Genomic DNA, 20991 nt, shown 5'->3' with positions numbered 1-20991 from the left:
GATGGTATCAACGTATTTCAGTTACAGCTACATCACGCGCAATCTCAAGCAGTCCCTGACGCGGGTCGAACAGCAACAGGACGTAGCGCGAGAGGCCGCCTATTACAAAGCCCACATCGGCAAGGTGAAGTCCGTCGACGACTTCATGAAAGACTATCGCCTTTATCATTATGCAACGAAGGCGTATGGCCTGGAAGACATGGCCTACGCCAAGGCCTTCATGAAAAAGGTGCTGGAGAGCGACCTCTCCGACGCAAACAGCTTTGTCAACAAGCTGGTCGACAAGCGTTACCGTGAGTTCGCCGCCGCGTTTTCCTTCAATGGCAGTGCCACGCCGGTGGCGCAATCGGAGAACCAGACCGACGAGATGATTGGTCTGTACACGGCGACCAGGAAAAGCCAGGTCGATGCACTTGCCGGCGATTCGAATTACTACAGCGCCGAAATCGGTAACATCAGCAGTGCAGACCAGCTCCTGAACAACGACCGTCTTCGCAACTATGTCTATTCGGCGTACGGGATCGATCAAAGCAAGTGGTCGCGTGACACCATAAGCCAGGTCTTGCGCAGCGATCCATCCGATCCCAACAGCTACGTCAACACCACTTTCGCTTCTCAGCTAAGTGGCCTCAACGCCGACCTTGCTCAGGCCCGATCGGATGTCACCGCGGCCAATTCAAGGATCGCCGACTACACCGCCCAACTATCGCAACCGGGCGCGAACGTGGCCCAGTTGAACGTCCAGATTCTGGTCGAAAAGCATCATTTGGAGTCATATGCGAGCAGCATTTCCAGCCTTAGCGAGCAGATAGGGACGATTGGCGGGTTCGTCGACCTGGCCGGTGCGTTCGAGTTTTCCTCCGACGGGTCGCTTCCGTCAGGTGTGTCGGCGCAGACTGCTGCAAATGTCACGATCACGAAACAGAAGTTCGACGACAGCAAGTCCGCCGTCTATTCGGCGGCGAGCCCGTTGAACGAAGCTTTTGCAATCAGGCAATTCAGAACTGCCATCCTCAAGATCAATTCAGTCCAGGCGTTCGTATCGACACCGGGCGTGTATGAATTTGCGCTGGGAGCTGTCGGCCTCGAGCCCGCGAACGTCTCGCCGGCGACTGTCAAGGCCGTGCTCGAAAGCGACATCAACGACCCCAAAAGCTACGTCTATACCCTCAAGGACAATCGATATTTGGAGCTGGCACGCGCCTTCAACTTCGACGCAAAAGGCAATCTGACCACCCCCTTGGTGGCTCAGGACTCGGCTGAAGTCCTCCAGATCGCCAAGGACTACGTCATTGGAGCGGTGAAGAGCGCCAGCACGGCGACTCCCCAGCAGCAGGCCGCAGTTCGGGCACAGGCCACGAAGGATGCGTCGGAATATCAGCAGGCCATCGCCGGCATCGACAGTGTTTCCGATCTTCTCGCAAACAGGCCGATGGTCGATTTCATTCTCTTGGCCAAGGGTCTGGATCCCAGGAAGGTCAGCACCGAATTTCTCAAGAAGATCTTCAGCTCCGACCTGAACGATCCAAAGAGCTTCGCGAACACCGAGAGCGATCCTCGCTTTGCCGAAATCGTGGCGTCGTTCAATTTCGACAGTAAAGGCAACGTCGCGCGTCTTCCGATGATGGGTCCGCAAAAGCGGGATCAGTTTCGGGAAACACAAGCGAACTATGTCGAGCAAAGCCTGGAGCAGCAGCAGGGCGATGCCAATCCCGGCGTGCGCCTTGCGCTCTATTTCCAGCGAAAGGCGGGGGACATCACGTCCGCATACGACATCCTTGCCGACAAGGCTCTTTCGGAGGTGTTCAGGACCACTTTCGATTTGCCTGACTCGATGGCGGCGATGCCGATCGATCAGCAGGCCAAGTTCGTAGACAGATTCATGAAGATCAAGGATCTGTCCGATCCCGCGAAGGTGACAAAGCTGTTGAGCCGTTTCTCCGCCATGTATGACATCAGAAACAGCCAGAGCACCGGCCAGGGTCAATCCCCCCTGCTCAACCTGTTTCAGGGATCCAGTTCGGGGATCAGTGACTCCACATACTTGGCCATCGCCAAGCTGCGCACCCGCTGATGATCGCTCGCCGATACTAGCCCAACACCTCGAGCACCAGCTCCATGGTCATCAGCACGGGATTGTCGCCACGAATCAGACGGCCCTCCGCTATGCCGCCAGTGTAGTCGATCAGGGCGACATCGAGTGCGGCTTCGAGGGCGCCGGAGGAGCCGGCCGCAATCGCGCCGCCGGTTACCGCAAGCTCGGTCGCGAAGGGCTCAGTCACGCCGCCATGGGTGAAGCGCGCCCCAATGGTCGAGCCGACACCGCCATGGATCCTCGCGCGCGCGATGCCTTGCGCGCGGCAGAAGTCTTCGAGACAGCCCGCGAAATCCTGATTGGGGCGCAGCCGCAGCGCGAAAGCGCGGCTGGTCGTGCGTGCGCCGGTGCTCGCAGCCGCCACGGGCCCGAACAGCTTGAAATTGGTCTCGGGATCTGGCTCTGCGGCGAACATCGCACCATCGATGCCGAAGGCCTCGACCTCGAACGGCTCGGCGACATCGGTCACGTCCGGCAGCATGTGGCCACCACCGGCGCGGCCATCGGCCTCCGTCCACAGCCCATGGCAATGAAAGAACGGGGCGCCATCGCGCATGCCCAGCGTCATGCTGCCGAGCCTGGTGCGCGTCACGCCGCTTGGCCGGAATGTGTCGCTATAAAACGCGGCGTTCTCACTGGTCTTCGACAGCGCCGGCATGACATAGCCGAACGGCCCGAGCGCGCCGCGCTCGAAGCTGAGCACGCCGCCGGCGAATCCCTCCGCGGCGAAACCGCGGCGCGCCGCCTCCAGCAGCGGCAGACCTGCTTGAAGCGTGAAGGAGAAAGCGCGTCCCCTCGCCTCCGCCCATTGGATGCGCTCGGCGACCGGCGCGCCGGGCTGCTTGATGCTGCGCATGACCTTCGCTCAGCCCGCCCGTGTCTTGTCGAGATCGAGCAGCCCGCGCGCCTCGAGCTCGTCGCGAACCATCCGTTTGGGAACCTTGCCGTAGCCGGATTTCGGCAAGGCCTCCCAAAAGAAGAACCGCTTCGGCATCTTGTAGCGCGGCACCTTGGGGCTGAGGAATGCCGCCATCTCCGCTTCGCTCACCGGCTTCGCGCCCTCGCGGGCGACGCAGACGGCAACGCCGACCTCGCCCCAGGTCGCATCGGGCACGCCGAGCACCGCGACCTCGCCGACGCAAGGATGGGTCAGAATCTTCTCCTCGATTTCGCGCGGATAGATGTTGGAGCCGCCGGAGATGTACATGTCGGAGGCTCGTCCCGTGATGTAGACGAACCCCTCCTCGTCCATGTGGCCGAGATCGCCAGTGCGGAACCAGCCGTTGCGGAACGCCTTCGCATTGGCTTCGGGATTGTCATAGTAGCCGGCCAGCACCGCGGGGCCGATTACGCAGATCTCGCCGCTCTGGTTGGCGCCGAGTTCACGGCCCTCGTCGTCCTGGATCGAGACCTGCATGCCGGTACGCTCGAAGCCACAGGTGCCGATCTTCGCGTGCGGCCCGTCCTCGGGGTCATGCAGCGCTGCCGGCAGCACGGTGATGTTGCCGGTCACCTCGCCGAGGCCGAAATACTGCACGATCACCTTGCCGAGCTTCCTCAGCGCAGCCTTCTGGTCCTCGCGATACATCGGCGCACCCGCATAGATCACATGGCGCAGCGAGGAATGATCGTATTTGTCGGCGGCGGGATGCTCGACCATCATCTTCAGAATGGTCGGCACCACGAAGAGATTGCTGACGCGATGCGCCTCGATCAGGCGGAACGCCTCGTCAATGTCGAATTTCTCCGTCGGCAGCAGCACGGTGCACACGCCGCGCGCGGTCTGCACCAGCTGATGCACGCCGGCGCCATGCGACAGCGGCGCCACCACCAGCGAGGCATCTGCTTCGGTGACGCCGGGCGTAAGATCGGCGAGATGGTTGGTGACGACAAAACCCATCTGACCGTGGGTGAGCACCGCAGCCTTGGAGCGGCCGGTGGTGCCCGATGTAAAGAAGAACCAGCAGGGATCGTCGTGCTCGACTGCGACGTTCTCGACCACCGTGCCGGCGCGCGACGCGACGGCATCCGCAACCGACGTCTCGGCAAACGGCGCCCGACCGTCGATGCTCCAGGTGAATTCCAGCGCGCCACCGCTTACGGCCGCGGCGTGCTCGGGAAAATCGACATGGCACAGAAACGCCTTCGCGCCGGAGGCCTGCGCGAGATAGGCGACCTCGTCCGGCATCAGGCGGAAATTGGTGGGTACCCAGACCGCGCCAAGCCGGAACGCGGCGAACATCGAGAAGAACATCTCATCGCCGTTCTTGGAATGAACGAGGATGCGGTCGCCCTTCGCGATCCCGCGCGCCGCGAGAGCGGCTACCAGTGCCGAGACCTGCGCATCGATCTCGCGCCAGGTCCAGGATCTGTCGCCCCAGACGAAACCGGGACGCGCCCCATGCCGCCGCGCATTCTGGGTCAGCATGTGAGCGAGATTCATGACGCGGCGGGACATGCGCAGGGGCTGCATCGGGCTTCCTCTTCGGCGGCGGACGGCACGCGAGCCGCCCGCTCATTGCAGCCCATTTATCGCCATCGCCAGGAGCCCTGCAAGGTTGCCGGGCGCAGCGCAGCCCATCCAACCGTTCAGGAAATTTTAAACATGATCGGCGCAACCTCGCTCAGTTCTCGCGTACAGAGTGCCGCATCATGGTCAAAGCGCCCGCCCTCCTCATGTTATCGCTGGCGCTTGCCGGGTGTGCCGTGGGCCCACAAGCGCACCTCGCCTCCGATCCTGCCTTCAAGCCCGCGCGCTATGCCTGGGACGGCGCCGGCGAAAATCCCAATCACCCGCGCGCTGCTTCAGAACCAGTGCGCGCGGCCCGATCCGAGCGCAACAGGTCGCAAGCCGCGCTTCAGCCCTATTCAAAGGAATGGTGGCAGGCGAAGGATGGCATCGAGGAGGAACGGGACGCCATGGTCAACCGTTCCCTCGTCATCTGCCAGGGATGCCTGCGCCCGCAGGCGCAGCCGGAGGATTCCAGGCTCGCCAAGGCGACCGATTGAAGCATCCGGGCGATCAGGCCTAGGAAGAGATCCAACGCCGGCGTTGCGAGAAGCGGCGGGGGGCTACAACGCCCCGAGCTTCCATAACGACTCCTGCACCGTCGGCAAGCCCGGCTTCAATTCCAGGCTGAGCGGGACACGCAGTTTCCGGATATCTCCCCTGCGGCAACCACTCTTGCCGCACCTTGGCAAGGACCGGTTGAGGCGCCTAGATCAGAGGCAAGCAGCATGTCGGAAGGATTTTTGCATGGCGCCGTCGGTACGGGATAACAAGGACAGAAGCCGCTTCGAGCTCGATGTCGGCAGCGAAATCGCCTTCGCCAATTACCGGCTGACGCCGTCGGCGGTGATCATCACCCACACCGAGACGCCGCGCGCGCTGCGCGGCCGCGGCATCGGCTCCGAGCTGGTCAAGGGCGCGCTGGAATTGATCCGGCGCGACGGCAGGAAGGTGATTGCCGGTTGCGGTTTCGTCGTCGATTATCTCGACAGGCATCCGGAAGATGCGGATCTCGTCGCCTGAATGCAAAAGGGCCCGCGCGATCGCGGGCCCTTGGATTGCGACCGGGCGATCGGTCAGTGCTTGATCTCCGGCGGCAGCTTGCCGCCATTGGCGGCGAGCTTGGACATCACCTGCTTGTGCAGCCAGACGTTCATGGTCGCGGAATCGTTAGTGTCGCCGCTGTAGCCGAGCTCCTTGGCGAGGTCCTTGCGCGCAGCGAGGCTGGAATCGATGTCGAGCGCCTTCATCAGATCGACGATCGAGGTGCGCCATTCCAGCTTTTCGCCCTTGTGCGCAGCGGCCGCCGCGTCGACGATCGAGGCAACGTCCACCGTCGCCGCGGATCCGCTCGGCGCGGCCCCTGCGGGCGCGCTGCCCGACGGTGCGCTGCCTGCGGGCGCGGCGGAAGCTGGCTGGCTACCGAAGATCGCGCCCATAATTTTCCCGAAAATGCTCATGTCTGCTCCCCGAAAAGGACCCGCTGGAAGGGCCTTGAGTGGCACTTATAGACCAAGTTGCGTCGTTGCGCCCGCCAAAGTTCCGCGAACAAGCACGCAGCATCAGCTTATCTGCGGCGAAATAACGACCGAATGACACTGTAGAGATTGCACCGCGGCATCGAATCTCACCCAAGCGTGAGGGACAGGACTCGCAAATGGGCGTACGGTTGACGTTCAGTTCGCGATGCCATCCGGAATTCGCGTCTGGTTGGGGATCGCGAAACTCAGAATAGCGGCCGCTTGCGCCGTTGCTGGCGCCAGATGCGGCCGCATGGCAAGGGAGCTAGCGACCATGGCCACACTCTACCCGGGCAATGTCCCGTCCATGGCCCAGACCGCCGAAGCGGCTGGACCGGTGATCCGAACCATCCAACTCTCCGATCTGCAGGATGCGCTCAAGCGCGGCTGGGACGATTTCAAGGCGGTGCCGAGCCACGCCATCATCCTCTGCGTGATCTATCCTGTGCTGGGCCTCGTGCTCGCCCGCGTGGTGATGGGCTATTCAGTGTTGCCGTTGTTGTTCCCACTGGCCGCAGGCTTCGCGCTAATCGGCCCGTTCGCCGCTCTCGGTCTCTACGAGCTCTCCAGCCGGCGCGAGCGCCATGAGGAGGCCAGCGCCTGGGATGCCATGGAGGTGCTGCGTTCGCCCTCGTTCGGCGCCATGCTCGGTCTCGGCGCGCTGCTGCTGGCCCTGTTCGTGACCTGGGTTGCGACCGCGCAGGCAATTTATGTCGCCGCTTTCGGCTATGAAGGCGCATCCGGGATCTCGGATTTTCTGACGCGCGTGCTCACGAGCCGGCAAGGCTGGTGGCTGATCGTGGTCGGCTGCGGCACCGGCTTCCTGTTCGCCCTTGCCGCGCTGTGCATCAGCGCCGTGTCGTTCCCGCTGATGCTTGACCGCCATGCCGGCGCGTTCGAGGCCATGGTGACGTCACTGCGCGTCGTCGCGAAGAACCCGGTGCCGATGGCGGCCTGGGGCCTGATCGTGGCCGTCCTGCTGGCGCTGGGCACCATTCCGGCCTTCCTCGGCCTTGCCGTGGTGGTCCCCGTGCTCGGCCATGCCACCTGGCATCTCTACCGCAAGGTGATCGCGGCCGATCCGGGCGCGCGTCCGGTGCCGCCTCCGCCGCATCGTGCACGCAAGCCGGCCGCCGACTTCCCCGCCAACCTCTTCCCCTGGCGCAATCGGACCGACGCCTGACGATATCGTGACATGCGATCCTGCCCCGGTGCGGGCAGGATCGCGCACTGTCATACGCCTTGCTTTGGCCGCGGTTTCCATCGAGATTGCGCGCGCCGTTCAGATCACTTCACGGAATTTATTTGCTCGAATGACCCCGACGATTTCTCGTCTCGCCCTCGCAGCCTTAGCCATCACCGCGTCCATCCTATCCGCTCAGCCAGCGCTCGCCGCTGTTGCCTGCGGTTCAGGCAATTTCGACGCGTGGCTTGCAGACTTCAAAACGGACGCCGCGGCCAAGGGCGTCTCGCAACAGGCCATTTCCGCCGGGCTCGCCGGTGTGACGCTCGATCAGAACGTGCTCAACCGCGACCGCTCGCAGAAGGTCTTCAGCCAGACCTTCGAGGAGTTTTCCGGCCGCATGGTGCCGCCGCGCCTGACGCGCGGCTCCAACATGATGAAGCAATACGGCTCGGTGCTGTCGCGTATCGAGCAGACCTACGGCGTGCCTGGCGAGGTGCTGGTCGCGATCTGGGGTCTCGAGACCGATTTCGGCGTCAATACCGGCAAGTTCGCGACCATCCGCTCACTGGCGACGCTGGCCTATGACTGCCGGCGCTCCGAGCAGTTTCGCGCCGAGCTGTTGGATGCGCTCCGCATTGTCCAGCGCGGCGACCTCGCACCGGCCGACATGAAGGGCGCCTGGGCCGGCGAGCTCGGACAGACCCAGTTCATGCCGTCGTCATGGATGAAATACGCCGTCGATTTCGACGGCAATGGTAAGCGCGATCTCCTGCACAACGCCCCTGACGTGCTCGCCTCCACCGCGAACTATCTTGCCGGTTATGGCTGGCAGAAGGGTAAGGATTGGCAGCCGGGCAGTCCGAATTTCGCGGTGCTGCAGCAGTGGAACAAGAGCGAGGTCTACTCGAAGACCGTCGCCTATTTCGCCACCCAGCTCGCGCGCGCCCCTTAGATGAGATGCTTGCAGGACAAAAGCGTAGGGCCGATCGCTCGGCGACCGGCCCTCTCCTAATGCGTTCCTGAAGTTCCTATTTGCCCATGGTGGCGTGCATCGCTTTGTTCAGATGCGCGCCGCACGCACCCATTTTGCCGTTGAGCAGCGAGTCCTGCGCGGCCGCGATCTCCTTCTGCGCGACGAACTTGCCGTCACCATCGGCCATGTTTTCGATCGCGGTCTCTGTCTTCTCCAGATTGGCCGAGCTGCAGCCGCCGGCGGCGTGCTTGGCGGCCTGGGCCGGCGTGACGGCGAACGCAACGGCGGCAATTGCGATAACCCCGAGTAACTTCGTCATGACGTTACCTTCCTTCTCTTGTTCTTGGGCCAGAGCCAGCGACATTGCCGGAATCTGCGACATCACCTTCCTCCGGGCGCGGCAACTTGACGCAATGAATTCCCCGCGAGAATTGCGTGATGTTGCGCGGCGCGCAGAGCTGCATGCAAAATTTCTGATTTTCATTACACGCTTGTAATCAACGCCACACGTTCAGCGTGTGTGCACTGCGAGCGGGGACGGCTGTGGCTAACCAAGCGGGATAGTCCTGACTCGCCGCCCTTCGTCATGTGGATCCGCTGCAACCAGGCGAACCGCTGGCGAGAGTTGGCAAAAGTGTACGCACGCGCCAAGTAATGAGTATAAGTTCATTAGAATCATGCGATTCTCGCATGTGAGACTTGGTTATAGAAGCTAGTCGATCCGCTTGCGGACAAGAGCAAAGCGACTTATTTCGCTCCGAACGGAACCGACTAGCCCATAGCAAATCCGTGAATTCACGGGACTTCAGACCTGTGCTCCCTGTTCCGCCTACGCTTTGGGCGGGAGTGCTTTCGGGTTAATCGTCCGTTACCAGCGCCATGCATTCAGCGCTTAGCTGCATCGCAGCATCGGAACTTTCGCACTGCACCACTCTCACCTATATTCAATTCAACGATGAGGCTCGGGCAAGAGCTGAATCGAACTACAGGAGATTACCAATGCTGCTCTCGCTCATCCGCATGATCCAAGCTTTCCGGGACTATCAGCGCAATGTTGCCGAGCTGTCCCAGCTCAGCGATCGCGAGCTTTCCGATATCGGCCTCGATCGCTCGGACATCCCGCGCGTTGCCGCCGGTCAGTATCAGGGCTGATATCGTTCAGCCCTGAACCGGACGGACCGATAGCGCCCGCCTCGTGCGGGCGTTGTCGCATCCGGAGGCAGAAAACTCGATCTCGGCGATTCCACTGATCGCCGAAAAGCGCTACCTGTCCGCCCCATGACAGGACCCCAATCAAATACCGTGCACGTGATCGGCGCAGGCCTTGCCGGCTCCGAAGCCGCCTGGCAGGTGGCCAAATCCGGCGTGCCCGTGGTGCTGCACGAGATGCGGCCGACCCGCATGACCGAGGCACACCGCACCGATGGGCTTGCCGAGCTCGTCTGCTCCAATTCGTTCCGCTCGGACGATGCCGCCAACAACGCCGTCGGCCTGTTGCATGCCGAGATGCGCCGCCTCGATTCGCTGATCATGCGCGCAGCCGACGCCAACCAGGTACCCGCCGGCGGCGCGCTGGCGGTGGACCGCGACGGCTTCTCGGCGGCCGTCACCAAGGCGCTGAACGATCATCCGCTGATCGAGATCGCCCGCGGTGAGGTCGCAGGCCTGCCGCCGGCCGAGTGGAGCAACGTCATCGTTGCGACCGGCCCCCTCACTTCGGCGCCGCTGGCCGATGCGATCCGCGAGTTGACCGACGAGAACGCCCTCGCCTTCTTCGACGCGATCGCGCCGATCGTGCACCGCGAATCCATCGACATGTCGGTGGCCTGGTTTCAGTCACGCTACGACAAGGTCGGTCCCGGCGGCACCGGCGCCGACTACATCAACTGCCCGATGACAAAGGAGCAGTATGACGGCTTCGTCGCAGCGCTGGTCGCCGGCGAGAAGACCGAGTTCAAGGAATGGGAGACCAACACGCCCTATTTCGACGGCTGTCTGCCAATCGAGGTCATGGCGGAACGCGGCCCCGAGACTCTCCGCCATGGACCGATGAAGCCGGTCGGCCTCACCAATCCGCACGATCCCACCACCAAGGCCTACGCGATCGTGCAGCTGCGCCAGGACAACAAGCTCGGCACGCTCTACAACATCGTCGGCTTCCAGACGAAACTGAAATACGGCGAGCAGCAGCGCATCTTCCGCACCATTCCGGGGCTGGAGAAGGCCGAATTTGCTCGCCTCGGCGGCCTGCATCGCAACACCTTTCTCAACTCGCCAAAGCTGCTCGACGGCCAATTGCGCCTGCGCGCGCAGCCGCGGCTGCGCTTTGCCGGCCAGATGACGGGCTGCGAGGGCTATGTGGAATCCGCCAGCGTCGGCCTGATTGCCGGTCTCTATGCGGCAGCGGAGGTGCGCGGCGAGACGCTTGCGAGTCCGCCGGTCACGACTGCGCTCGGATCCCTGCTCGGCCACATCACCGGCGGCCATATCGAGACCATCGAGCCCGGCACGCGCTCGTTTCAGCCGATGAACATCAATTTCGGCCTGTTCCCGCCGCTCGCCAGCGCACCGACGAAGAAGCCCGACGGAAGCCGGCTGCGCGGGAACGAGAAGACGGTGGCCAAAAAGCAGGCGATGAGCGCGCTGGCGCTCGCCGATCTCGATCGCTGGATCGCCGATCACCTGCGCATTGCCGCCGCGGCGTGAGTTTTCGATGAACCTTCCCAAAGACGACGCCGCAACACTCTCGGCGCGCTGGACCGAGGGCGTGCTGCTCAAGCGCGACGTGTTCTCGACCGTCGAGCGCGGCCGATTCCGCGACGATGACGGCGAGGTCGACGCGGTGCTGCGCCGCCTCGACGAGGTGCCGTGGTGGTCATTCCTTTTGGCGCGCCACCTGTTCGCCCGCGAGAAGCATGCGCTGGCACTCGCTAAGGGACTCGATGTCGGCCCGGAGCTGCTGTGGGCCGGACGCCGCGCGCTGGTGCGCAGCTTCGTCGATGGTGTCGCACTGCATCTGGCGAAACCGCATGGCGACCTCGCCTATTTTCGCTCGGCGAAGGCCGCGCTGCGACGGCTGCGCCGCGCCGGAATCTGCCACAACGATCTTGCCAAGGAACAGAACTGGCTGGTCGGCCGCGACGGTCGCGCCTATGTGACCGACTTCCAGCTCGCCGCCTGCTTCGACCGTCGCGGCCGGCTTTACCGGATCCTGGCCTATGAAGATCTCCGGCATCTGCTCAAGCACAAGCGATCCTACGCGCCCGAGGCGCTGACGCCGCGCGAGCGCAAGATCCTGGCGAAGAAGTCGTTAGCCGCCAGCCTCTGGCTCGCCACCGGCAAGAAGGTCTATCGGGCAATCACCCGCGGCCTGTTCAACTTCACCGACCGTGAAGGCGGCGGCCGAAGGCTCGTCAACGACGCGCCGGTGCTGGCAGAATTGATCCGCGAGAACCCCGCCGTGCGCGACACCGCCATCGTCGCCTTTGCCGACCGCCGCTCCGGTGTCGGCCTCTATGCCTTCGTCGAAGCCGATCAGGCCGCGCTCGAAGGCCAATTGCGCAACGAGCTCACCGCTGCCAAGGGGCCAAAGCCGCCGGAACACATCCAGGTCGTGCACGCACTGCCACGCAATCCGGACGGCAAGCCGCGCACGGAGATCCTGCAACTGGTCGCCATGAACCAGCTCGACCTGATCGAGCCGATGATGAAGAACGATCAGGACCGTGCTTTCCTCAAGGACATCCTGGAGCAGCGCAAGAACCTGCGCGACCGCTTCAATTTCGAGGCCGACCTGCCGGCGAGCTAACGTGGATCACGCCTTGAAGCGTCCACATTGGCGATAGAGAAGCGATCCGATAATTCGAACTTGGCGGGGGGACTTGGCGGGGTCATGGGCACTCGGGGGTACATGATGCATCGCGTGGTTGGCGGCCTGATCGCTAGCCTTCTGCTGCTCGCCACCACGTCCGCAATGGCCGAGTCCCCCGCCGAGCTGATCTCGAGCTTCCGCCTCAAGCATGGTGAGGTCCGCGTCGTCCGCGATTCGACCCTCGACCGCATCGCCATGGACCAGGCGCGCGCGATGGCGACGAAGGACGACCTCAGTCACGACGCCCTCGGCCCGTTCAACCGCCGGGTCGCACCGGCCGGCGCAGGCCGCGCCGCCGAGAACATCGCCTACGGCTACGACAATTTCGAGAAGACCCTCGGACAGTGGATCGACTCGTCGGGACACCGCAAGAATCTGCTGCTGCACAACGCTTCCCGCGTCGGGATCGCGAGCGCGAAAAACGCTAGCGGCAAGCGCACCTATTGGGCAATGGTGATCGCCGGCGACTACGAGCCGAAGGGCAAAGGCAAAGGCAAGAAAGACGGGGAGCCGCTGGTTGCGGTGAAGCGCGAGGCTGCGCCCGCCAGCAAGCCAAAATCCAGCGGCTGCCACATCAAGCTGCTCGGCCTTTGCATCTGAGACCAAGCTTGGCCATCTTGTTCGCATCCCTCGACGCGTTTAATCCATGCACGAGGATCGCGAGACGCGGAGGCATGGATGATGGATATCGACCGAATTCGTCGCGACACGCCGGCTGCCTCTCGGCTCGCCTATCTCCACAACGCGGGCGCAGCGCTGATGCCGGCGCCGGTTGTTGCGGCGATGAAGGAACACATCGATCTGGAGAGCGAGATCGGAGGCTATGCCGCCGCCGACCGCGAGGCGCGCCGACTTGTATCCGTTTACGGCTCGGTCGCCCGCCTCCTGAACGCCGCGCCCGATGAGATCGCCCTCATGGAGAACGCGACGGTTGCCTGGCAGATGGCTTTCTACGCGCTTCCATTCAGCAAGGGCGACCGGATCCTGACCGCCGAGGCGGAGTACGCGGCCAACTATGTCGCCTTTCTTCAGGTCGCCAACCGAACAGGCGTCGCGATCGACGTCGTGCCGAGCGATGCCAGCGGCGAGCTCGACGTCGACGCGCTCGAACGCATGATCGATGAGCGCGTGAAGCTGATTGCGATCACCTGGGTTCCGACCAATGGCGGGCTGGTCAATCCGGCTGCAGCCGTCGGCAAGATAGCGCGGGCGCACGGCATCCCCTATCTGCTCGACGCCTGCCAGGCAGTCGGACAGATGGTGGTCGACGTCGAGGCCATCGGCTGTGACATGTTGTCGGGGACCGGGCGTAAATTCCTCCGCGGCCCGCGCGGCACCGGCTTTCTCTACGTCGGCCGAAAAATGCTGCAGCGGCTCGAACCGCCAATGATCGATCACTTCGCCGCACCCTGGGTCTCCCGGGACGCTTTTCGGCTGCGTGACGATGCGCGCCGTTTTGAGACCTGGGAGAACAACTACGCAGCGCGGCTTGGGCTCGGCGCGGCTGTCGATTATGCCCTCGATATCGGGATCGGCCCGATCGAGCGGCGTTGCCGCATGCTGGCGGACCGCCTCCGGGGCGGCCTTGCATCCATTCGCGGCATCAGAGTTCGCGACCTCGGACGCGCTCCGGGAGCCATCGTCAGCTTCACGGTGGAAGGGTACGAGGCGGAAGCGGTTGTCAGCGACGCGGCCGCAGCCGGCATCACGATCGGTGCCTCAGATCCGTCGAGCACGCGCATCGATGCCGAAATCCGCTCGCTGCCGCCGGTGGTGCGCGCCTCCCCGCACTACTACAATACGGACGCGGAGATCGATCGGCTGATCGCCCATTTGGCGGGTTTGACGCGGCGATAGCGGCGATCATGCACGCTCAGGTGCAGCGCGCACTCAATCCGGATGCGCCAAGCTTCGCCATGACCTCGTCGAGATGGGCGCTGTCGCGGGTTTCAATCACCAATTGCAGCAACGTCGCCTTGGCCGGAAGATCCGAGAACGTGCGCTGGTGCGAGACCTCGATGATGTTGGCGCCGGCCTCGGCCAGCAGTGCCGCGACCGCAGCCAATTGGCCGGGCCTGTCGGGAATGTCGAGCGACAATTGGGTGAGCCGCCCCTCGCGCGCCAACTCGCGGGTCAGGACCGATGCGATCAGACGTGTGTCAATATTGCCGCCGCTTAGCACCAGCCCGACCTTCTGACCGGCGAAACGGGACGGGTCGGACATCAGCGCGGCGAGGCCAGCGGCACCGGCGCCTTCGACGACCGTCTTCTCGATCGAGATCAGGGTCGCCACCGCGCGCTCGAGCTCGGCTTCGTTGACGAGCGCAATGTCGTCGACAAGGCGGCGGACGATTTCGGTCGTGATCTTGCCGGGCGACTTCACCGCGATGCCTTCCGCGAGTGTGTCGCCACGTGCCGGCAAATTGCCGTCATGGATGGCATTGTACATCGAGGGGTAGAGCCAGGCCTCGACGCCGAGGATCCGCAGCGACGGCTTGATCGATTTCGCGGCAATGGCGATCCCGCTGATCAGGCCACCGCCGCCGATCGGGACGACCAGCGTATCGAGCTCCGGCACGGCCTCGAGTATTTCCAGCCCGACCGTGCCCTGCCCTGCGATGACAAGCGGATCGTCATAGGGATGGACGAAGATCATGCCATGGACTTCGCCGTGGCTGCGCGCATACGCGGCCGCCTCCTCCAGCGTGGCGCCCGTCACCACCACCTCGGCGCCGTGATGCCTGGTGTTCTCGACCTTCACCATGGGCGTGCCGACCGGCATGACGATAGTGGCGGGAATGCCGAGCCGCTTGGCGTGATAGGCGACGCCCTGCGCGTGGTTACCCGCCGACATCGCGACGACGCCCCGCGCGCGCTCCTCCGGCGTCAGCGCCTTGAGGCGGTTGAGCGCGCCGCGCTCCTTGAACGAGGACGTGAACTGGAGGTTCTCGAATTTCAGCCAGATGTCGCAGCCGCAGATATTGCTCAGCGTGCGGCTGTAGCTACAGGGCGTCTCGACGACGGCGCCGCGGATCGTCTCGGCGGCGGCATGGATGTCGGCCGGTACGACCGGAAGGCCGCCCAGATCGGAAGATATGGTTTGGGACAACTCAGCCATAGGACAACATAGAGCATTTGCCCGGCTCCGGCGATAAGCCAACCGCTATTTGGTAAATTCCCGCGAACGTGAAGCCCGCCACAGCGTCCACAGCGTACGCAGCCGCGATGACGGTTGCGGCGTAAATGGATTGCGCCCGGGTTGCGACAGGCGCTTGAGGTCGGCCTGCGCTTGTCCGAGCGGAAGGAACGCTGGACGCACCGATGCCGGCACCTCCACCAGCAGCGACAAGGCCGTCGTCAAATGTTGCTGCGCCTCGCCCGAGAGTTGGCCCAGCGCGGCGCGCAAGTTTGGCGTCTCCTTTCCGGCGAACACGTCTTCCACGTCGCAATCGTGGCTCGCCAGCACCTGCTGCGGCAGGAACAATTGCCGGCGCGCCGCATCGCGCGGCAGATTGGCGATGACCTGTACGATGCCCTGCGCCAGCCCGGCATGGCGGGCGAGATGCTCGGCCGCCGCCGACGGTGGTCCCATGATCCGGGCGGCGAGATCGAACAGCGCCGATGAGGTCGCCGCGAGGTAGCCCTCCAGCGCCGCCATTGTTGGCATTGGGTCGTTGTAGAGATCGAATTGATGCTCGTCGGCGAGCAGCGACAGCGGCTCGACCGGCAGGTCGAAATCACGGATTGCGCGGAGCAGCTCCGCCGCCACCGGATTGCCCTCGGCACTGCCATGGACTTGGCCCGACAGCATGTCGGTCCACCATTGCAGGCGGATTTCACCGGGCAAGGGCTGGCTCACCTGATCGCGGACGCGGACGATCTCGACATTGAAGGCATAGAGCGCCAGCAGCCCGCGGCGCTCGGCAGCGGGCGCGAACAGGGTCGCGGCATAGTGCGGAAAGTCGTGGCTGCGCACGAGGTCAGCACACAACGCAGCAGAATCCGGCGGCGGCGCGGAGCCACTCATGGCACGGCGATCAGCGCGGCCGCGACGCGCCGCCGTTCGCCCATCATGATGTTGTAGGTACGCACGGCGGGACCGGTCTGCATCGCATCCAGCACCACCCTCGCCGCTTTGAGCGCCTGGCGCAGTTCCGGCGGCGGCAGCCAGACCCCGGTTCCGGTGCCGACCAGGAGCGTGTCGATGCTGTTGGCAGACTTGAAGACTCGATCCAGCGAATAGCGGTCGATCTTTGCAGGGTCCGTTATGTCCCAGGCCCAGATCGCGTCGGGCAGGCAAAGCAGCGATCCCCGATGCGACATGCCGGCAAAGGCAAAGCCGCCCTTGCCATAGGCTTCGATCGGCGCCGAGCGGGGGAAATGCGGTGCGTTGGGATCGCCGGCCATGAGCTTCGTCCGAATGAGCTTACTGCCCTCCCAAACTCCTGCGAGGGCATGCGGTTCGGATCATGCCTTGCTTTTCTTCGCCGGCGTAGCCTTATCGACCGCATCCTCGCGATGCTCGCCGACGCCGAGATAGATCAGGATCGGGGCCGCAATGAAGATCGAGGTATAGGTGCCGACCAGCACCACGCCGAACATCATGACCGCGGTGAAGCTGTGGATGGCATGGCCGCCGAACAGCAGCAGGGCCAGCAGCGCCAGCGTCACAGTGAAATGGGTGATGATCGAGCGCGACAGCGTCGAGTTGATTGATTCGTTGAGGAGCTGCGGCATCGGCATCTTCTTGTAGCGCCGCAGCATTTCACGGATGCGGTCGTAGATGACGACGGTGTCGTTGAGCGAATAGCCCAAAATCGTCAGAAGCGCCGCGATGCTGGTCAGGTCGAAATCGACCTGACTGATCGACATGAACCCGATCGTGAGCACGATGTCGTGCACGTTGGCGATCATGGCGCCAAGCGCGAACTGCCACTCGAATCGGAACCAGAGGTAGATCAGGATCGAGACGATCGCCAGCATCAGGCCGAGCATGCCGTAGGCGAGCAATTCGCCCGATACGCGCGGTCCCACCACCTCGACGCGGCGATAGTCGACGGAATCGCCAAGCGCGGTGCGGACCTTCTGCACGGCCTCCTGCTGGGCGGCGTCGCCGCCCGGCTGCTCCGCGACACGGATCAGGACATCGGCGGGGCCGCCGAATTGCTGCAACTGGACTTCGCCCAGACGCAGGGCATCCAACGTCGTACGCATCGCCGCAATATCGGCGGTGCCGGACTTGGCCTGCACCTCCAGTAGGGTGCCGCCGCGGAAGTCGATGCCGAAATTCAGTCCATGGGTGAAGAACAGCGTGATCGCGACGATCGACAACGCCGCCGAGATCGGGAAGCTGATCCGGCGAAAACGCGTGAAGTCGAAATGGGTATCGTCGGGGACGATGCGCAGCGACGGCAGCCAGCCGAATGCCGCAACCACGGTGAGAATGGCAATGAGGACGCCGAGCCCGATGAGAACAGTGTGATTCACGATCAGGCTCCTAGATCGGCACGCTCTGCGGCCGCTTCCACCGCACCCACCAGGCCACGATCAGCCGGGTCAGGGTGAAAGCGGTGAACACCGTGGTGATGATGCCGATTCCGAGCGTCACGGCGAAGCCGCGCACCGGACCGGTACCGATGTAGAACAGCACCGCGGCGGCAATAAAAGTGGTGATGTTGGAATCGAGGATGGTCGCAAGCGCCCGCTTGAAGCCGGCGTCGATCGCCGAGATCGCGTTGCGGCCGCCACGCAACTCCTCGCGGATGCGCTCGTAGATCAGCACGTTGGAATCGACCGCGATACCGACGGTGAGCACGATGCCCGCGATGCCCGGCAGCGTCAGCGTGGCGTTGAGAAGCGACAACAGGCCGAAGATCATGGCGACGTTGATGGCCACCGCGATGTTGGCGAACACGCCGAACAGCCGGTAGGTCAAGAGCATGAAGATGATGACCAAGATCGAGCCGACATAGGCGGCGAGCTCGCCCTTTTCGATCGAGTCCTGGCCGAGGCCCGGACCGACGGTGCGCTCCTCGACCACCGTGAGCGGTGCCGGCAGCGCGCCGGCGCGCAGCAGGATCGCGAGATCGTTGGCCGATTGCACCGTGAAACTGCCCGAGATCTGGCCTTGTCCGCCGGTGATGGGCTCGCGGATCACGGGAGCCGAGATGACCTTGTTGTCGAGCACGATCGCAAAAGGCAGCCCGACGTTCTCTTGCGTGGCCTGCGAGAACTTGCGCGCGCCCGACGTATTGAACTTGAAACTCACGACGGGTTCGCTGGTGCGCTGGTCGAAGCTCGCTTGGGCATCGGTCAGGTCGCCGCCGGCGACCAGCACCTGCTTCTTGACCACATAGGGTGTGGGCGGCGGTGACGCGCTCATCAGAAGCTCGGATTCCGGCGGCAAACGTCCTTGCTGCGCCTGATCGGGCGGCACCGACGTATCGACCATGCGGAATTCCATCTTCGCGGTCTTGCCCAGCAATTCCTTCAGACGAGTCGGGTCCTGGAGGCCGGGGACCTGCACCAGGATGCGGTCGTTACCCTGGCGCTGGATGACAGGCTCGACGGTGCCGAGCTCGTTGACGCGGCGTTCGACGATCTGGATCGACTGCTCGATCGTCTTGCGCATGCGGTCGAGCATCGCGGCCTGTGGGATCGTAAGGCGGATCACGCCACCGCCGGCGTCAGTCACATCCAGGTCGCGCTGACCGCTGGATCCGACCAGTCCTCCCAGCGGCTGGGACAGCTCGCGCAGCTTGGCGAGCGCAGGCTGCAGATCGGATTCCTTGGTGATCCGAACCTCGGCCGCGTCGTTGCGCACGGTGACGCCGCCGGTGAAGCCGATCTTGGCATCGCGCAGCGTCCGGCGAACGTCGTCGCGGACCTGGTCGAGCCGCTCCTTCTTCACATAGTTGCCGTCGACCTCGAGCAGCAGATAGGAGCCGCCTTGAAGATCGAGGCCGAGCACGAGCCGACGCTGCGCCCAGGCGGGCCAGGTCTTGACCTGCGCTTCGGGGAAGAAGTTCGGGACCGCGCAGAGGCACACGATCAGCGCCGTCAGGATAATCCCGAGCGCCTTCCACCGCGTGAAATACAACATCGACTGGACCTGTCAGATCAGGAGATTTGCAGGAAAACTTGAGAGACTCGCGGAAGCACTCACTTCGACGCGGCGTCTTCCTTGGCGCTTTCCTTGGATTCCTTGGCCGGCTCGCCCTTGGCGCGTACGCCGGAGACCATCGAGCGCATCTGCCGCACGCGCACGCCATCGGCGATCTCGAACTCGATCTGGTCGTCGTCGACGACCTTGGTGACCTTGCCGACGAGACCGCCCGAGGTCACGACGGTGTCGCCGCGGCGGATGTTCTTCACCAGGTCGGCGTGGTCACGGACCTTCTTCTGCTGCGGACGCAGAATCAGGAAGTACATGATCACGAAGATCAGGGCGAACGGCAGCAGCGACATCAACATGCCGCTGGTGTCGCCGGCGCCCGCAGCCTGGGCATACGCAGGGGTAATCAGCATTCGGACGATCCTCGTGAGAACGGGGGAAAACCGGTCAGGCCCAAATGGCGACCGGTTCGGTCAAATTCGCGCGGACTATAGCGGCCATTGCCCCAATTGCAACGCTGCCAGACCGCCCTTTTAGCCACCTTGCGGCGCGCGCACAGGCCCGATAAGGCTGCATTCTCAGGAACTTCGGACATGCCCCAAAAACCAAGCAAAAGCCCGGCCGGCAAAGGCCCTCGCACCCCTGCCGCGAAGGCAGCCGGCGTCGCGGCAAAACGTCCCAAGGTGGCCCTCAAGGCGGCTTCCAAGACGATTTCCAAGACGACGTCCAAGACGAACCAAAACGTCTCCCAGCAGCGCATCGTTCGCGCGCTGGAGACGATTGCGGCGCACCTCTCCGCGCAAGGCAAGCCCGCCGCCGAACGCGAGTCGTTCAAGCAGGCGGATGCTTTCGTCTGGCACCCGGACGGCCGCCTTGCGGCGGTGCCGCGGGTCAGCCGCGTCGAAATGTTCCTGCTCAAGGGCGTCGACCGGATGCGCGACATCCTGATGGAGAACACCGAGCGTTTCGCCAACGGATTGCCCGCCAACAACGCGCTGCTCTGGGGCGCGCGCGGCATGGGCAAGTCGTCGCTGGTGAAGGCGGCGCATGCCAGCATCAACGCGGAGCGCAAACCGGCCGACAGACTGAAGCTGATCGAGATTCATCGAGAGGACATTGAGAGCCTGCCCGCCCTCATGGAACAGCTTCGCGCCTCATCCTTCCGTTTCATCGTGTTCTGTGACGACCTCTCGTTCGACGGCAATGATGCGTCCTACAAATCGCTCAAGGCGGTGCTCGAAGGCGGCATCGAGGGGCGGCCGGAGAACGTCATCCTCTACGCCACCTCCAACCGCCGCCATCTGCTGGCGCGCGAGATGATCGAGAACGAGCGCTCGACCGCGATCAATCCCGGCGAAGCCGTCGAGGAGAAGGTCTCGCTGTCGGATCGCTTCGGTCTCTGGCTCGGCTTCCACCGGTGCAGCCAGGACGAATATCTCGCCATGGTGCGGGGCTATTGCAGCCATTTCGGCGTGAAGATCGACGATGACGCCCTGGAACGCGAGGCACTTGAATGGTCGACGACGCGCGGCTCGCGCTCGGGCCGTGTCGCCTGGCAGTTCGTCCAGGAGCTTGCGGGACGGCTCGGCGTCAAGCTGGCGGCGACGTAGCCACAGTCATAGCCCAACCCAAAACTGTCATCGCCCGCGAAAGCGGGCGATCCAGTATTACAGAGACGGTTGTGATCGATAGAGAGGCCGCGGCGGACTGGGTCGCCCCGGGG

21 protein-coding genes are annotated in these 20991 nt (G+C 63.6%); 11 read left to right on the top strand and 10 right to left on the bottom strand.

All coding sequences use genetic code 11. The features are described 5' to 3' along the window. The first annotated feature begins 1 nt into the window (after window position 1). Window positions 2-2074 (top strand): DUF1217 domain-containing protein, encoded by a 2073-nt coding sequence (locus tag AC0L23_RS26635; protein ID WP_085353572.1) that lies wholly within the window; start codon window positions 2-4, stop codon window positions 2072-2074. A 16-nt stretch (window positions 2075-2090) separates the two neighbouring features. On the opposite strand, the gene AC0L23_RS26630 is transcribed toward AC0L23_RS26635, so the two are convergent. Together AC0L23_RS26630 and AC0L23_RS26625 are read right to left on the bottom strand one after the other, a co-directional pair. Next, window positions 2091-2951: a PCC domain-containing protein gene (locus AC0L23_RS26630; RefSeq protein WP_085353176.1), complete on the bottom strand. Its 861-nt coding sequence runs from the start codon at window positions 2949-2951 to the stop codon at window positions 2091-2093. Window positions 2952-2960: 9 nt separating this feature from the next. Further along, window positions 2961-4568, bottom strand: coding sequence for an acyl-CoA synthetase (locus AC0L23_RS26625; RefSeq protein WP_085353178.1), 1608 nt, complete (start codon window positions 4566-4568; stop codon window positions 2961-2963). Between the two features lie 179 nt (window positions 4569-4747). On the opposite strand from AC0L23_RS26625, the gene AC0L23_RS26620 reads away from it, so the two are divergent. Both AC0L23_RS26620 and AC0L23_RS26615 read left to right on the top strand, forming a co-directional pair. Then, window positions 4748-5104 carry a hypothetical protein gene (locus tag AC0L23_RS26620; RefSeq protein WP_018458005.1) on the top strand — a complete coding sequence of 119 codons (357 nt, stop codon included), beginning with the start codon at window positions 4748-4750 and terminating at the stop codon, window positions 5102-5104. 247 nt (window positions 5105-5351) lie between these two features. After that, window positions 5352-5627, top strand: a complete 276-nt coding sequence (locus tag AC0L23_RS26615) for a GNAT family N-acetyltransferase (protein ID WP_018458006.1) — start codon at window positions 5352-5354, stop codon at window positions 5625-5627. 53 nt (window positions 5628-5680) lie between these two features. Here AC0L23_RS26615 and AC0L23_RS26610 read toward each other — a convergent pair whose 3' ends face one another. Beyond that, the gene (locus AC0L23_RS26610; RefSeq protein ID WP_085384623.1) at window positions 5681-6064 is read right to left on the bottom strand and encodes a DUF3597 domain-containing protein; all 384 of its coding nucleotides are present in this window, start codon (window positions 6062-6064) and stop codon (window positions 5681-5683) included. 334 nt (window positions 6065-6398) lie between these two features. Between AC0L23_RS26610 and AC0L23_RS26605 the strand changes: the two genes are divergently transcribed. Next, on the top strand, window positions 6399-7307 hold the full coding sequence (locus AC0L23_RS26605) for a DUF2189 domain-containing protein (protein WP_026233481.1): 909 nt from the start codon (window positions 6399-6401) through the stop codon (window positions 7305-7307). A gap of 130 nt (window positions 7308-7437) precedes the next feature. After that, window positions 7438-8262, top strand: coding sequence for a lytic murein transglycosylase (locus tag AC0L23_RS26600; RefSeq protein ID WP_018458009.1), 825 nt, complete (start codon window positions 7438-7440; stop codon window positions 8260-8262). Between the two features lie 76 nt (window positions 8263-8338). On the opposite strand, the gene AC0L23_RS26595 is transcribed toward AC0L23_RS26600, so the two are convergent. Then, window positions 8339-8665 (bottom strand): hypothetical protein, encoded by a 327-nt coding sequence (locus AC0L23_RS26595; protein WP_018458010.1) that lies wholly within the window; start codon window positions 8663-8665, stop codon window positions 8339-8341. A 617-nt stretch (window positions 8666-9282) separates the two neighbouring features. On the opposite strand from AC0L23_RS26595, the gene AC0L23_RS26590 reads away from it, so the two are divergent. The 5 genes from AC0L23_RS26590 to AC0L23_RS26570 all read left to right on the top strand — a co-directional run bounded on the left by AC0L23_RS26590 (window position 9283) and on the right by AC0L23_RS26570 (window position 14011). After that, a complete protein-coding gene (locus AC0L23_RS26590) occupies window positions 9283-9435 on the top strand; it encodes a DUF1127 domain-containing protein (protein ID WP_018458011.1) in 153 nt (50 codons plus the stop codon). 126 nt (window positions 9436-9561) lie between these two features. Further along, a complete protein-coding gene (gene trmFO / locus AC0L23_RS26585; RefSeq protein ID WP_085353185.1) occupies window positions 9562-10989 on the top strand; it encodes a methylenetetrahydrofolate--tRNA-(uracil(54)-C(5))-methyltransferase (FADH(2)-oxidizing) TrmFO in 1428 nt (475 codons plus the stop codon). A gap of 7 nt (window positions 10990-10996) precedes the next feature. Beyond that, window positions 10997-12091, top strand: coding sequence for a serine/threonine protein kinase (locus tag AC0L23_RS26580; RefSeq protein WP_473357530.1), 1095 nt, complete (start codon window positions 10997-10999; stop codon window positions 12089-12091). Between the two features lie 105 nt (window positions 12092-12196). Beyond that, complete coding sequence (locus AC0L23_RS26575; protein ID WP_085384636.1) at window positions 12197-12754, top strand: CAP domain-containing protein; 558 nt, start codon at window positions 12197-12199, stop codon at window positions 12752-12754. A gap of 78 nt (window positions 12755-12832) precedes the next feature. Next, window positions 12833-14011: an aminotransferase class V-fold PLP-dependent enzyme gene (locus AC0L23_RS26570; protein ID WP_085353189.1), complete on the top strand. Its 1179-nt coding sequence runs from the start codon at window positions 12833-12835 to the stop codon at window positions 14009-14011. Window positions 14012-14027: 16 nt separating this feature from the next. On the opposite strand, the gene AC0L23_RS26565 is transcribed toward AC0L23_RS26570, so the two are convergent. The 6 genes from AC0L23_RS26565 to yajC are packed head-to-tail and all read right to left on the bottom strand — an operon-like array spanning window position 14028 to window position 19681. Further along, window positions 14028-15272, bottom strand: a complete 1245-nt coding sequence (locus AC0L23_RS26565) for a threonine ammonia-lyase (RefSeq protein WP_018458016.1) — start codon at window positions 15270-15272, stop codon at window positions 14028-14030. A 45-nt stretch (window positions 15273-15317) separates the two neighbouring features. After that, window positions 15318-16181 (bottom strand): phytoene/squalene synthase family protein, encoded by an 864-nt coding sequence (locus tag AC0L23_RS26560; protein ID WP_085353190.1) that lies wholly within the window; start codon window positions 16179-16181, stop codon window positions 15318-15320. Next, the gene (locus AC0L23_RS26555) at window positions 16178-16561 is read right to left on the bottom strand and encodes an Mth938-like domain-containing protein (RefSeq protein WP_018458018.1); all 384 of its coding nucleotides are present in this window, start codon (window positions 16559-16561) and stop codon (window positions 16178-16180) included. The genes AC0L23_RS26560 and AC0L23_RS26555 overlap by 4 nt, the downstream gene beginning before the upstream one ends. Before the next feature lie 60 nt (window positions 16562-16621). Then, complete coding sequence (gene secF, locus AC0L23_RS26550) at window positions 16622-17641, bottom strand: protein translocase subunit SecF (protein WP_018458019.1); 1020 nt, start codon at window positions 17639-17641, stop codon at window positions 16622-16624. Window positions 17642-17651: 10 nt separating this feature from the next. Further along, window positions 17652-19256 carry a protein translocase subunit SecD gene (gene secD, locus AC0L23_RS26545; RefSeq protein WP_018458020.1) on the bottom strand — a complete coding sequence of 535 codons (1605 nt, stop codon included), beginning with the start codon at window positions 19254-19256 and terminating at the stop codon, window positions 17652-17654. A gap of 59 nt (window positions 19257-19315) precedes the next feature. Then, entirely contained in the window at window positions 19316-19681 is a 366-nt protein-coding gene (yajC, locus tag AC0L23_RS26540; RefSeq protein ID WP_007610701.1) for a preprotein translocase subunit YajC, read from the bottom strand. 180 nt (window positions 19682-19861) lie between these two features. Here yajC and AC0L23_RS26535 point away from each other — a divergent pair, with 180 nt between their 5' ends. Further along, window positions 19862-20878 (top strand): ATP-binding protein, encoded by a 1017-nt coding sequence (locus AC0L23_RS26535; RefSeq protein ID WP_018458021.1) that lies wholly within the window; start codon window positions 19862-19864, stop codon window positions 20876-20878. The last annotated feature ends 113 nt before the right edge of the window (window positions 20879-20991 follow it).

It is taken from the genome of Bradyrhizobium sp. MI1.4, from assembly GCF_055811315.1.
Note: the sequence above shows the minus strand (reverse complement) of the source record. Positions and strands in the feature narration are given on the sequence as shown.